A 13892-nucleotide genomic window follows, 5' to 3' on the forward strand; every position below is an offset into this window, starting at 1 on the left:
CGGAGGCACGGCCCTTCCTACTTACCTGAGCCGCGGGACAGGGGTCAACGCGCCCCCACCCCGACGTGTCGACGCCTCCGTCCGCGCAGCGCCGCCCCAGGTCGTGTAATAGAGCCGCGTGGTTCCCCCCCGCGAGGAAACAGAGGCAGCCGCAGAGGGCTCCGCCAGGCCAACCGGCTCTGCCATCGAGTCTCCTCTTCCCGTGCAGGACGCAGCGCGAAACCCAGCGTCGGATGTGGCGCAGGACGCCAGCGCGGAGGCCGAGGAGGGAGGGGCAGGGGAGGGAGAGGCAGGGGAGGGGAGCGCGCGGGTCTCGGCGCCTCCTTCGGAACGTTCCGGGCGCCTCGTCGACACCCTCGCTCGGTTCGAGCCGGCGCTCTACGCCCTCTGGTCGGGGGCTTGTGTCCTCTATGCCGCCGTCGCGTTCTACGGCGCCATGCACCGGCAGACCGGGGGTGTGTGGTCGGCGCCGCTCGACGACGTGTTCATCCACTTCGACTACGCCCGCGCCGCGGCGCGGGGCTATCCGTTCCAGTGGACGGAGGGCAACGGCTTTTCGAGCGGCAACACGAGCATCGCGTATCCCTTCGTGCTCGCGCTCGGGTACCTGATCGGCTTCCGCGGCTTGCTCCTGATGGAGTGGGCAGCCCTCGTGGCCTGCATGTCCGTGCTGGGCTTCCTGCTGGTCGGCGGCCGGATCCTCGACCGGGTGGGCTTCTGGGCGAAGTACCTGCTGCCGGGAGTCGTGCTCGCGGTGGGGGCGCTCGACTGGTCGCTCTTCAGCGGGATGGAGAACGCCTTCCACCTCGCCACCTGGGCGCTCGCCACGGGCGCCACGCTGAACCTGGTCGAGGCTGCGGAGCGCCTGGAATCGCCGCGCGTGCTCCGAGCACTCGGCTGGCGCGCGGGGGTGGCTGGCGCGTTGCTCTACGCGACGAGGCCGGAGTCGGTGGTGTGCATCGCGACGCTCGGGATGTTCGCTGCGCTCGCCGTCATGCGCGCCCGTGGCGGTCTCCGCGCGGGCGGTCGCGCTGCGGGGGCCACCCTGCTGCGCGTGGGGATCCCGGGGGCGCTCGCCGTGGTCGCGCAGTCGATCGCCAACCGGGCGTTCACCGGGGAGTGGTCCGCGAACGGCGCCATCGCCAAGCTCGCCCTCAACAACCCCTACATGACGGCCACGGAGAAGTGGGACACGTACCTGTTCCTCCTGAAGTACGTGATCGTGCGCAACACCGAGCACCACTTCGCCGACGCGCAGCCCTGGGGGTGGATCATCCCGATGCTCGCGCTCGTCCCGCTCGCGAGCAGGGCGACCCGGCGCTTCGCCCTGCTCCTGTGGGCGCAGATCGTCGGCTGGCTCCTGCTCGTCGCGCTGAACGGGCAGGTCCGCTGGCAGAACGAGCGCTACACCATGCCGGCGGTCGCGTGGCTCCTCGTGCTCGCTGCCGCGGGCATCGCGCTCCTCGTGAGCCGGTCCTGGGGCGCTGCCCGCGAGGCGTCGGCGCGCCGCGAGGGCAAGGCCGCGCGCATCTTCTGGGGAGTCCGCGTCGCCCTGGGCGTCGCCCTCTGCGCGGCGCTCTGGGTGCACCAGCTCCCGCGCATGCGCGACCAGATCTGGTTCTTCGCCCGGGCGAGCCGCAACATCCGCGACCAGCACCTCGTCGCCGGCTCGATCCTCAAGGAGATGAACGTCCGCCGCATCCTGGTGGGAGACGCCGGCGCGCTGATCTACGCGGCGGACCGGCCAGGGCTCGACCTCATCGGCCTCGGCGGCTACCACGACCTCCCCTTCGCCCGGGCCGGGGTTCACGGCCTCGGCGCGTCGCTGGAGCTCGTCGAGCGCATCCCGCCCGCCGATCGCCCGGACGTGATGGCCATCTACCCCACCTGGTGGGGGAACCTGCCCGCCATCTTCGGCAAGCGGCTCCTCGGCGTCCCCGTGGTCGGCAACGTGATCTGCGGCGGCGCCGAGAAGGTCATCTACCGCGCGGACTGGAGCCCGCTCGAACAGGTCGCTCTGCCTTTCGACCTGCGCCGCGGTGAGCAGATCGTCGACGAACTCGACGTCGCCGACCTGCTCAGCGAGCGCGCGCACGGCTACCAGCACCCGCACCCGCAGGCAGGGTTCGTGGTCTTCAGCGTGCTGCCGGAGCCCGTGGTGCCCGGCGAGGACAGGTTCGACGCAGGCCGCGTCATCCCCGGGGGCCTCAGCGAGTCGGTGCGCCTGCGCGCTCCGAAGGGCAAGGGGAGGCTCCTGGCGCGGACGGTGAGCGCCCACCCGGTGACGGTGGAGGTGCGCGCCGACGCGCAGGTCCTCGGGACGCTGCAGTTCCCTGGCAGGTCAGGCTGGTCGGAGGCGAGCCTGGACCTCCCGCCCGGGCTGCCCGAGACCATGGCGCTGACGCTCACCCCGAACGGCGGCGAGTGGGCGGACCACCACCTGTGGGTCCTTGAAGGCGGCGACGGAGAGGCGCCCGCGCGCGAGCGGGTGCGGGATGAGCGCGACGGTGAGCCGCGGCGCGGGAGCGTCGAGGCGCCGCCCGGGCGCTGAGCGTGCGCTTCGGCCTGCCGCGGGACCTCGCCCCGTGGATCGCGCTTGGCCTGTCCGCGCTCCTCGCGGCATTCCTTGCCTGGCGCCGCGCTACCTCCACCCCCTCCACGCATGCCCGCCCAGCCTACCGGCGCATCCCCGCGCTCTTCCTCGGCGCCGCCGCGCTCTCCGCAGCGCTGCTCTCCGCCGCCTACGTACCGGTCTACCTCCGCGGCGGCCCGCGCATCATCGACGCCACCAGCTACTGGCTCGAAGCGCGCGCCCTCGCCAGCGGCCACCTGAGCTGGCCCATCGAGGAGCCCGCCGCCTCCACCCTCGGCCGCTTCCTCGTGCGCAACGACAGCGCCTCCGCCACCCAGACCTTCCCGCAACCCCCTCTCGCTGCAGACGCCCCTCAACCTTCCCTCTCCCCGTCGCCTATTCCCCCACCGCCTCTCCGCCCTCCTCCGGACCCCCGCCCGCCAGCCCAGGTCGCCGTCATCTTCCCGCCCGGCTACCCGGCCGTGCTGGCGCTCGGCTTCCTCGCAGGCCTCCCCGGCCTCCTCGGCCCTCTCCTCGCCATGGCGCTCGTGCTCGCCACGTGGGACCTCGCCACGCGCCTCTTCCCCGGGACCTCGCGCGCCACCCCGGGCAGCCCCCGCCTGCCGCCCATCCCGTCCCTCGCCGCGCTCCTCTCCGCCCTGTGCGCCGCGCTTCGCTACCACACCGCCGACACCATGTCGCACGGCCTCGCAGCCCTCTGCTTCACTGCGTCGCTCGCCTTCGCCCTGCGTGCCCTCGATGCCTCCAGGGCCCACGCGCCTCCCTGGAACCCCGCGCTCCCCGCCCTCCTCTCCGGCCTCTTCACCGGCTGGCTTGCAGCGACGCGCCCCCCGAGCGCCCTGGCCCTCACCGCGCTTCTTCTCTGGCTGCTCGCACGACCTCCCCTGTCCCCATCCCCCACCGCCTCCTCTTCCCCCTCCTCCCCATCCCCCGCCGCCGCTGCCTCTCCACCCGGGCCTTCTGCGCGCCTGCGCCTCGCCTGCGCCATGGCCCTCGGCGCCCTCCCGGGGCTCGCCCTCCTCGCCCTGCACCAGCGCGCTGCCACCGGCACCTGGATGTCCTCGCAGGCCCTCTACTACGCCACCTCCGACGGCCCCCCGGGGTGCTTCCGCTACGGTTTTGGCGCCGACATCGGCTGCCTCGGCGAGCACGGCGACTTCGTGCGGCACAACCTCGCCCACGGTTATGGCGCCCTCGCCGCCGCAGCCACCACCCTCCGCCGCCTCAAGATGCACCTCGTGGACCCCTTGAACGCGGAGCCCCTCTTCGTACTGGTCCTCGCCGGCGCCGTCCTCGCCTGGCGTACCGACCGCACCCGCCTCCTCCCGCTCGCCCTCCTCGCCCAGATCGCTGCCTACGTCCCCTTCTACTTCGACGGCAACTACCCCGCTGGCGGCGCCCGCTTCTATGCGGACGTCCTCCCGCTGGAGCACGTGCTCGCTGCCGCCGCCCTCGTCACGCTGGCCCCCCGCCTCTCTTCCTCGCTCTCCCCCTCCCTCGCTCCGGGAGCCACGCGCTTGCTCGCGCTCGCAGCCGCGCTCTCCCTCTCCGGCTTCGCCTTCCGCGCGAGCTTCGATCACGCCCAGCTACGCGACCGAGACGGCGGCGCCCCCATGTTCGACCCCGCGGTCCTCGCCCGCGCCGGCATCACACGCGGCCTCGTCTTCGTCGACACCGACCACGGCTTCAACCTCGGGCACGACCCTGCGCCGGGCGCCGCCGTCCAGGTGCTCCGCCACCGTGGCGACGCGCTCGATGCCATGGCCTGGGAAGCGCACGGCCGCCCACCCGCATTCCGCTATCACTTCCGTGGCCCGACCAGCGCAGCCCCCGCGTCCACGCCTCCACTGCACGCGCCCTGGCTCCCCATGGACGCTGCCCTCCCGGGCTGGCTCGAACCGCTCCCCCTCGATCCTCCCGACGCCGAACTGCACATCGAGGGCGAGTCCCTCTGGCCCCCGCGCGCCCAGGTCCGGGCATGGGCCCTCCCCGAGCATGCCGCGGGCACCTGTGCCTCGGCGGATCGCTGGCTCGTCGCCAGGAGCGCGACCCCCGGCGAGGGCGCCTTCGTGCAGGTCGCGCTGCCCTCCCCCTGGCTCCGCGGCGCCTACCTCTCTCCACGCGTCGCCACGCCGTCCACCACGCCGTCCACTGCCACGGGCGCCATTCGCCTCCTCGTCGACGGCGCCCTCCTCCATGAATGGCAAGTCACGTCGCCCCCCGATCCGGCCGCCATTTCCCCTCCGCCAGGCCCCCGCTGCGCCTGGCTCGAACCCCACGCCATTCCCGAGGGAGCCCGCGACGTCGCGCTGATCCTGGTCCCCCTCGCCCCGGAGGCCGCCCTCTTCTCCCTCGATGCCGTGCGGGCGACCCGCGCGAATCCGGTTGACCAGGGCGCCCGTAACAGGTGAGCATTGCACGAGTTTTTCGGCGCCGTGAACGAGCCAGGCGGGAGGCTCGCGTTCGGAGAGGCGCCGTGGAGCGGGGGGTAGACCATCATGACGAAGAGCGAGCTGATCGACGCAATCGCGGGACGCGGCGAGCTCACGAAGGCGCGGGCAGAGATGCTGGTCAACTGCGTCTTCGACGCCATGACCGAGGCCCTCCAGCGCAACGAAGGCATCGAGATCCGAGGCTTCGGCAGCTTCACCGTGCGCCCCTACAAGCCTTACAGCGGCCGCAACCCGCGCACCGGCCAGCCCGTCCCGGTCCCCGCCAAGCGCCTGCCCTTCTTCAAGGTCGGCAAAGAGCTGAAGGAGCTGGTGAACAGCAGCCGCCAGTTCGCCATCACCGGCGGCGATGACAGCGACGACGACAGCGACGACGACATCATCGAGGACGACGACGAGGACGAGTAGCGCCTGCCCGCCCCCGGCAGCCTGTGCTACGCAGCGCAGCGTGACGACTCCTGCCGAACGCCAGCCCGTCGAACGTCAGTCCGTCGAGCGCCAGCCCGTCGAGCGCCAGCCCGTCGAGCGCCAGCCCGTCGAGCGCCAGATGGAGACCCTGTGCCGCGGGGTGGTCGACCTGCACGTGCGCGCCGAGCTCGAAGAGCGGCTGCGCGAAGGAAAGCCCCTCCGCGTCAAGGCCGGCTTCGACCCGACCCGTCCCGACCTCCACCTCGGCCACACGGTGCTGATGCAGAAGATGCGTCAGTTCCAGGACCTGGGCCACCACATCATCTTCATCGTCGGCGACTTCACCGCCATGGTCGGTGACCCCACCGGCAAGAGCGAGTCTCGCCCCCGCCTCACCCGGGAAGAGGTGCTCGCGGCCGCCGAGACCTACAAGGACCAGGCCTTCAAGGTCCTCGACCGCTCCCTCACCGAGGTCCGCTACAACTCCGAGTGGCTCGACAAGCTCGGCCCCGCCGGGATGATCGAGCTCGGCGCCAAGTACACCGTGGCCCGCATGCTGGAGCGCGACGACTTCTCCAAGCGCTTCAACGAGCAGCGCCCCATCCACATCCACGAGTTCCTCTACCCCCTGCTCCAGGCCTACGACTCGGTCGCCATCGAGGCGGACATCGAGCTCGGCGGCACCGACCAGCTCTTCAACCTCCTCGTCGGCCGCGACCTCATGCCCCGCTACGGCAAGCGGGCGCAGATGGTGATGACCACGCCCATCCTCGAAGGCACCGACGCCCGGCTCCTGGAGGGCAAGATCACCGGCGTGAAGATGTCGAAGAGCGCTGGCAACTACGTGGGCATCAGCGAGCCTCCCTTCGAGATGCTCCAGAAGCTCATGCTCGTCGATGACCAGGTGATCTGGCGCTACATGGACCTGCTCTCCAGCAGCTCGAACGCGCAGATCGCGGAGGCGCGCGCGGCCGTGCAGCGCGGCGAGAAGAGCGTCATCGCCGTGAAGGAGGCCTTCGCCGAGGAGATCGTCACCCGCTACCACGACGCCGAGGCCGCCCGCGCCGCCCTGGAGCGTCGCCGCAGCGTCGCCGCGGGTGGCCTGCCCGAGAACATCGAGGAGATCCCCATCACGATCCCTCAGGACACCGTCTTCCTCCCCAAGGCCCTCTCGCTCGCCGGCCTCGCCCCCTCCACCTCCGAGGCCACGCGCCTTGTGAAGGGCGGCGCCGTCCACGTGGACGGCCAGGTCATCAAGGACGAGCGCCACGCACTCTCCAAGGGCAAGCGCTACCTGATCCGCGTCGGCTCCAAGAACCGGCGCTTCGCACACCTCCTCGTCGACTGAACGCCCTGCCCCGCGCCGCTGTGACCTCGCCGCGTCGCCGTGATCTCCTGGCCGGCGCGGCCTACGGTGCGCTCGCCACGGCGCTCGCCCTCCTCGCCCCGGCGTGCACCGGCGCCGCCCCCGCGCACCCCCCACCGCGGCCTGTCGCGCCACCCCTCCCTCCACTCGCCACCACCGACCTCACCCGCCTCCTGCCGCTCGCAGGCCTGCGCTGGCTCCTCCTCCTCAAGCCTCGCGAGATCGCCGCCGTTCCCTGGCTCATCCCCTGGATCGGCGTCATTGCTCCCGAGCAGAACCTCGACCGCTTCGCGGCCGCCACCGGCGTGGACCTGCGCCAGCTCCCCGAGGTCGTCATCGCCAGCTACCCCGACGCCCTCGTCTACCTCGCCCGCCACACCGGCGACCCGGCCACCGTCGAGCGCCTCTTCCGCGCGCGCCTCACCGGCAACGTCCGCCGCGCCGCCGAGCGCCCTGACCTCGTCCGCCTCTCCGGCGACCTCGGCACTGCCCGCCGCACGCTGGTCCTGCTCGGCGCCGACGCTGCGGGCCTCCAGGACGGCGGCAGCACCACCCGCGGCCCGGCCCGCATCGCCACGCTCTACGCCCTGGGCAAGCTCCGCCGCTCCCCGACCGTGCTCACCGAGGAGCCCCTGCGTTCCCTCGCGGCCCGCCTCGACCCGGCGCCCCTCCGCGCGCTCGCGCCGGGGCCCTTCGAGGGCGAGCTTGCCCGTGGCGCCCGCGGCCTCCTCGCTGGCGCCACCGCCCTCGGCGTGACGGCCCGCCCTGGCACCCAGGAGAAGATCCTCGTCGAGATCGTGATCACCGGCGACTTCACCACCAGCGCCCCCGAAGCCCGGGAAGCCCTGCTCGCCGCCTGGAACGAGCTGGGCCTCACCCCCCTCGGTCAGCTCCTCGGGCTCGACACGCCCGACGCGCCCCCCGTGGCCTCCCACGCACCGGACGCCGTCGCGCTCTCCATCGCGCTCGACCCGGCGCTGCTCGCCCGGGGCCTCAAGGCCCTGACCAGCGCCGAGGTCGAGGAGATCATGCGCTGACGCCTGGGTCGTGCAGCGTCGGCGCGTGCCCATGCCCGTGCCCGTGCCCGTGCCCGTCGCCTCCCACGTCCCCCGCGGCCGGCTTGCGGCGCATCCTCTCCTTGGCGCGGTTCGTCACCACGTAGAAGGCGGGCACCACGAACAGGCTGAGCACCGTCGAGACGGTCAGCCCCCCGAGCACCACCGCCGCCATCGGGCTGCGCGTCTCGGTGCCCGAGCCGATGCCCAGGATGGGGGGCACGGCCGCCATCATCGTCGCGATGGTGGTCATCAGGATGGGCCGCAGCCGGAGCGGCCCCGCCTTGAGCATCGCCGGCAGCGACGGCAGCCCCTCCTCCTCGTGCACCTGGTTCGCGTACTCCACGAGCAGGATCGAGTTCTTCTTCACGATCCCCATCAAGAGGAGCACCCCGATCATGCTGAAGATGTTCAGCGTTTTCCCGCTGACCAGGAGCCCCAGCGCTGCCCCCGACAGCGCCAGCGGCAGGATGGTCAACACCGTCACCGGGTCGAGGAACGAGTTGAACTGGCTGGCGAGGACCATGTACGCGACGAGGATCCCGATCAGCAGCGCGAACACCAGGCCGCTCGTGGTCTCCGAGAGCTGGGACGCCTGACCGCTCGCCACCGTCCGGTAACCGATCGGCATGTCCCGCGACAGCTCCTCCACCTTCGCCATGGCCTCGGCCTGCGAGTGTCCCGGCGCCACGTTCGCCGAGATGCTGATCGCGCGCTCCCGGTCCACGCGGCTGATGGCCTGCAGCACGCTGACCTCTTGCTGCGTCGTCATCAGCGAGAGCGGGATGGTCTCGCCGTTCTGCGCCCGCATCCGGATGGCGCCGAGGTCCTCCGGGCGCGAGCGCTGCGCGGCCAGGAGGCGCATGCGGATGTCGATGCGCCGCCCCTCGGTCGCGAACTTGCCGACGATGTTCCCGCCGACCAGCGCGCTCACCGTGTTCGCGATGTCGCTCACGGTGACCCCGATGTCGTTGGCGCGGCGCCGGTCGGGCACCACCTGCACCTCTGGGTTGCCCACCTGGTAGTCGCTCCGGAGGTCCGTCACGATCCCGGTCGCCTCCAGGTCCTCCTGGATCTTCAGCGCCGCCGCGACCAGCTTGTCCCAGTCCCCGCCGCGCACCGTGAACGACACCGGCGAGCCCTGCTGGATGCCGAAGCCCTGCTGCGAGGGGTCCTGCACCGAGGCCCGGATCCCGGCGATGCCCTGCAGATCCTTGCGCAGATCTGCCATCAGGAGCTGCGCCGACAGCTTGCGCTCCTCCGGCGGGACCAGCGTGAGCTGGATGGAGCCCGAGGACCCCGACAGCGTGGTCAGCACCCGGAGCACCTCGGGCCGCTTCGCGAGCAGCGCCTCGGCCCGATCGATGAGGGGCGCCGCGGCGGAGATGCTCGTCCCCGTCTCCGTCTGGATGCGCACGTTGAGCCGGCTCTGATCCTGCGACGGCACGAACTCCGTGGCGATGTAAGGCACTGCGAGCACCGTCGCCCCCAGCATCACCAGGGACCCGAAGAGCACCTTCCACGGGTGCCTCACCGCGCCGCCGAGCGCCCAGGCGTAGCCCCCCTCCAGCCTGGCGAAGGCCTTGTCGACGGCGAGCCCGATCCGGCTCCGCCCTTCGCGTGACGTCGAGAGGATCTGGGCGCAGCGCGCGGGCGCCAGGGTGATGGCCTCGAAGTACGAGAGCATCACCGCGATGGAGAGCGTCACCCCGAACTGGAAGAAGAAGCGCCCGATCACCCCTTCCATGAAGATCACCGGCAGGAAGATGGCCACCACGGCCAGGGTCGCCGCGAGCGCCGCGAAGGTGATCTCCTTCGTCCCCTCGGCCGCGGCCCTCGCGCGTGGCTTGCCCATCTCCGCGTGCCGGTAGATGTTCTCCATCACCATCACCGCGTCGTCGACGACGAGCCCCACGGCCAGCGACAGGCCGAGCAGGGTGAAGGTGTTGAGCGTGAAGCCCAGGAAGTAGATCACGGCCACCGTGCCGAGCAGCGACATCGGGATCGCCAGCACCACGTTCAGCGTGCTCGACAGCGACCCGAGGAACAGCCAGCACACCAGCGCGGTCAGGATCAGCGCCAGGCCGATCTCCAGCTCGATGTGGTGGACGGACTCCTCGATGAACGTCGTGGTGTCGAAGAGCACCTCGACCTTCATCCCCTCGGGGAGGCTCTTCTGGATCTCCGCCACCTTCTCGCGCACCCCGGTGGCCACCGCCACCGCGTTGGTGCCGCGCTGCTTCAGGACGCCGAGCGCCTGGAGAGGCACCCCGTCGAGCCGCGCGATGGTGGTGACGTCCTCGAACCCGTCCTCCACGAGCGCCACGTCTTCCAGGTACACGGGGGTGTTGTTCACCCGCCGCACCACCAGCTTCCGCAGCTCGTCCAGCTTGAGCGCCTCGCCGAGGAGCCGCACGCTGAGCTGCCTCCCCCCGGCCTCGAGCTGCCCGCCGGGGACCTCCAGGTGCTCGCGCTGCACCGCCCCGATCACGTCGTTGGCCACCACGCCCTTCTCGGCGAGCCGGCTCGCATCGAGCCAGATGCGCACGTTCCGGCTCAGAGAGCCGCTCAGCGTGATCTGACCGACCCCCGCCACCGTCTGCAGCTTCTCCTGCACCTGGTAGCGCGCCACGTCGGAGAGGAGCTGCGGCGAGAACGGCCCCGACACCCCGATGGTCAGGATGGGCGTGTCGTCCGGGTTCGACTTCGACACCGTGGGAGACGACACGTCCTTCGGGAGCTGCCGCTGCACCTGCGCCACCCGCGCCTGCACGTCCTGCAGCGCCAGGTCCACGTTGCGCGAGATGTCGAACGTCGCCGTGATCCTCGCCGACCCTTGCCGCGCCGAGGACGTCATCTGCTGGATGCCCTCCACCTGCGCGAGGGACTGCTCCAGCGGCTCGATGATCTCCCGCTCCACCGCCGACGGCGACGCGCCGGACCAGGACACGCTCACGCTGATGTTCGGGTAGTCGACGTCGGGGTACTGGCTGATGCCGATGCGGGTGACCGCCACGATCCCGAACAGGATCGCGCACGCCATCAGCATCCACGCGAAGACCGGGTTCTTGATGGAGACGTCGGTCAGGTTCATGGCGTCGCTCCCGTCCCCGTCGCCCCTGCGGGAGCAGCCCCGCCTGCCGGAGCAGCCCCGCCGCCCTTCCGCCTCCCCTTGCCCCCGTCCGGGCTCCCCGCGTCAGGAGGCGGCGCAGGCGCCTCGGGGGCCGGAGGCTCACCGCTCTCGGGAGCGCTGCCCTCCGGAGCGCCGGCGTCCGGCTTCACCCCCACCTCGGCCGCGATGACCCCCGCCAGCTCCTCCTCGCTGATCTGCTTCGGCTTCACCTTCGCCCCCTCGCTGAGCGCCTCGGCCCCCCGCACCACGAGCTGCGCCCCCGCCGTGAGGCCCGAGCGCACCTCGACCCAGCCATCCTTGGTGCTCATGCCCAGGTTGACCACCTTCTCGTGCGCCACGTCGTTCTCGACCACGTACACCACGTACCCGTGGTCGGTCGCGCGCACCGCCAGCCTGGGGATCACTGGCGCGTCGCGCTGCGCTTGCAGGTCGAGCGCCACGTCGCAGAACGACCCCGGCCTGAGCCAGTACTTCGATCCCTCGTCGAGCACCTCGCCGGTCACCGCCACCATGTGCGTCGTCGGATCGGCCGCGCCCGAGACCAGGGTGATCTTCGCCGTGAACGAGCGCACCGTCTCCCGCATGGCGAACTTCGCCACCATCCCCGGCTTGATACGCGGCGCCTCCAGCGGCTCCACCTGGAAGCGCAGGAGCAGCGGCTCGCTGCGGATCAGGGTCGCCATGATCGTCCCCGCCTGCACGTACTGCCCGGTCTCCACCGTGCGGGTCTGGATCACGCCCGCGATCGGCGCCCGCACCTGCGAGTCCCGCAGGTTGAGCTGCGCCGTCTTCAGCGCCTGCGATGCCACGTCCCGATCGGCCCGCGCCGTGAAGCTCCGCGTCCGGTAGGTCTCCAGCTCCTCGCCGGGGATCAGCCCCGGGTTCTTGGTGCTCGCGCCCTCGCGGCGGGCCAGCATCGCCTCCGCGTCGCGCACCGCCGCGTCGGCCTTCTCGACCGCCGCCTTCGCGCTGTTCACCGCCAGGCGGAAGCGCTCGGAGTCGATGAGCACCAGCGCGTCCCCCTTCTTCACCTCCTGCCCTTCGGAGAACGCCACCTTGTCGACGGCGCCTGCCACCCGGGCGGTGACCTGCACCCGCTCGAAGGCCTCGATGGTCCCCGGCGCGTTCACGATGTAGGCGACCTTCTTCGCCTCCACCGGCATCACGTCCGCCGCGAACGACACCTGGCGCATCCCGCCCCCGCGCCCCCCACCGGCAGGCTTGCCGCCGCCCTCCTTCCCCGCCTCGGCGCCTCCCTTGCTGCAGCCAGCCCCGAACAGCACCGACACGGCAAGAATGATCGCGGTGACTCTCACGGATTGCTCCCCTGTGAAGGCGTTGCGCCTGGCGCCGGCGGGTTCGGCGGCGTGCTCGTGGCAGGTTGATTGGGCGGCGTGCCCGTGGCGGGCGTGCCCGTGGCGGGCGTGCCCGTGGCGGGCGTGCCTGTGGCAGGCGCGCTTGATGCTGTGGTGCCCGGGGCCGGCTGAGCCGGTGCTTCACCCCCGGCCGGCGGGTTCGACGCGTTCCCCGAGGCAGCCTGATCGTCCAGCGGATCCAGCCCCAGCGCGTACCGCAGCTCCAGGTACGCCTGCTCCATCGCCAGCCGCGCCGTCTCCAGGTTCACCTCGGCCTCGTACCGGCTGGCGTTCGCGTCCACGAGCTCGATCGCGCGCGCGAGCCCCTGCTGGTACAGGATCTCGGTCTCGGAGCTGTTCGCCCGCGCCGCGACCACCGCCTGCTCCGCGATCTGGAACGCCTCCCGCGCGGCCTTCAGCGAGGCCCGCGCCAGCCCCAGGTCCACCGCCACCGAGCGCCGGAGCTGCCGCTCGGCGAGCGCCTGGGTCTTGGCCTGGGCGACCCGCGTCTTCCGGTCGGCGTAGCGCGCGCCAGCGTCGTAGATGGTCCAGTTCAGGTTGAGCTGCGCCGACAGATCGTACGCGCGCCCCGTGGACCCTGCGTTCGGGACCACCCGGAGCTGACCCGAGGCGCCCAGCGTCGGCGCCAGGCGGTAGAGCGGCTCCTCCGCCGACGCCTCCAGCGCTGCCGTGCGCTCCTCCGCCGCGCGCAGATCGGGCCTCCGCTGCTCGGCGCGGCGAATGATCTCCTCCGAGCTGCGCGGCCCCCCCGCCCGCGCCGCGCGCGTGGTCCGCTCCGGCGTCGCCAGCGGCCCGGTCACCGGCTTGCCCACCAGGAACCCGAGGTTCAGGTAGGCCTGCGTCAGGGTCCCCTGGAGCCGCACCACCTCGCGCGACGACGACGCCGTCTCGATCAGCGAGCGCGTCGCGTCGTTGGAGCTGGCGAGCTGCGCCTCCGTGCGCGCCTGCGCGTTCTGCTGGTTCGCCTTCGCCCGCTCCAGCCGCCGCTCGGCCACGGAGAGGAGCCGCTCGCTGGTGAGCACCACCAGGAACGCCCGCGCCGTATCGAAGGCGAGCACCCGCCGGTCCTGCACCGCCCCCCACTTCTCCGCCTCGCGCGAGTGGCGCGCCTGCGCGTAGCTCGGGAACGCCGAGGGGTTGATGATCGGCTGGTTCACGGTGAGCGCGGCGCTGGCCGACAGGTGCCGCCCTTCGAAGTCCTCGGCCGCGTTGAGCACGGCCGCGCCGCTCGCGCTCAGCGACGGCAAGAACGCCGCGCGTGCCCGCTCGACTTGCCCCTCCGCGGCCTCGACGCGCAGCGGCGCCTGCAGCGAGCGCTCGTTGTAGGTGAGGGCCTGCTTGATGGCCTCCTCCAGGGTCAGCGGCGGGTCGGCGCGCGCTTCACGCGCTTCACCATCAAGCAGGAAGAGTGCAGTGCAGGACAGGAGAGAGAGGAACCAGCGGACCGCCGGGGCGCGCCTCATGCCCTTACCTCTACTTCGGGCGCGTCGCGGCCGATCCGTCCCCACATG

8 protein-coding genes are annotated in these 13892 nt (G+C 72.0%); 5 read left to right on the plus strand and 3 right to left on the minus strand.

The features are described from left to right. The first annotated feature begins 202 nt into the window (after positions 1-202). From CAP_RS24990 to CAP_RS25010, 5 genes are all read left to right on the plus strand, one after another. Complete coding sequence (locus CAP_RS24990; protein WP_197041345.1) at positions 203-2551, plus strand: hypothetical protein; 2349 nt, start codon at positions 203-205, stop codon at positions 2549-2551. Positions 2552-2553: 2 nt separating this feature from the next. After that, the gene (locus CAP_RS24995) at positions 2554-5004 is read left to right on the plus strand and encodes a hypothetical protein (protein WP_044245374.1); all 2451 of its coding nucleotides are present in this window, start codon (positions 2554-2556) and stop codon (positions 5002-5004) included. A gap of 87 nt (positions 5005-5091) precedes the next feature. After that, the gene (locus tag CAP_RS25000) at positions 5092-5451 is read left to right on the plus strand and encodes an HU family DNA-binding protein (protein WP_044245376.1); all 360 of its coding nucleotides are present in this window, start codon (positions 5092-5094) and stop codon (positions 5449-5451) included. 139 nt (positions 5452-5590) lie between these two features. Next, on the plus strand, positions 5591-6799 hold the full coding sequence (gene tyrS, locus CAP_RS25005; RefSeq protein WP_044245462.1) for a tyrosine--tRNA ligase: 1209 nt from the start codon (positions 5591-5593) through the stop codon (positions 6797-6799). A 20-nt stretch (positions 6800-6819) separates the two neighbouring features. Continuing rightward, positions 6820-7854, plus strand: coding sequence for a hypothetical protein (locus tag CAP_RS25010; RefSeq protein ID WP_044245380.1), 1035 nt, complete (start codon positions 6820-6822; stop codon positions 7852-7854). Here the strand turns inward: CAP_RS25010 and CAP_RS25015 are convergent. The 3 genes from CAP_RS25015 to CAP_RS25025 are packed head-to-tail and all read right to left on the minus strand — an operon-like array spanning position 7844 to position 13844. Further along, positions 7844-10966, minus strand: coding sequence for an efflux RND transporter permease subunit (locus CAP_RS25015; RefSeq protein WP_044245383.1), 3123 nt, complete (start codon positions 10964-10966; stop codon positions 7844-7846). The genes CAP_RS25010 and CAP_RS25015 overlap by 11 nt on opposite strands. After that, complete coding sequence (locus CAP_RS25020) at positions 10963-12321, minus strand: efflux RND transporter periplasmic adaptor subunit (RefSeq protein WP_044245385.1); 1359 nt, start codon at positions 12319-12321, stop codon at positions 10963-10965. Before CAP_RS25020 ends, CAP_RS25015 begins: the two co-directional genes overlap by 4 nt. Continuing rightward, positions 12318-13844: a TolC family protein gene (locus CAP_RS25025; protein ID WP_052375883.1), complete on the minus strand. Its 1527-nt coding sequence runs from the start codon at positions 13842-13844 to the stop codon at positions 12318-12320. The genes CAP_RS25020 and CAP_RS25025 overlap by 4 nt, the downstream gene beginning before the upstream one ends. Positions 13845-13892 lie beyond the last annotated feature (48 nt).

Origin of the sequence: Chondromyces apiculatus DSM 436 (assembly GCF_000601485.1) — a bacterium.
In the GTDB taxonomy this organism is placed as follows: Bacteria; Myxococcota_A; Polyangia; order Polyangiales; family Polyangiaceae; genus Chondromyces; species Chondromyces apiculatus.

Bases quoted from the DNA above. Each gene is read 5' to 3' on its own strand.
- CAP_RS25000 (WP_044245376.1), top strand. From the start codon at position 5,092: ATGACGAAGAGCGAGCTGATCGACGCAATCGCGGGACGCGGCGAGCTC.
- tyrS (WP_044245462.1), top strand. From the start codon at position 5,591: ATGGAGACCCTGTGCCGCGGGGTGGTCGACCTGCACGTGCGCGCCGAG.
- CAP_RS25015 (WP_044245383.1), bottom strand. From the start codon at position 10,966: ATGAACCTGACCGACGTCTCCATCAAGAACCCGGTCTTCGCGTGGATG.
- CAP_RS25025 (WP_052375883.1), bottom strand. From the start codon at position 13,844: ATGAGGCGCGCCCCGGCGGTCCGCTGGTTCCTCTCTCTCCTGTCCTGC.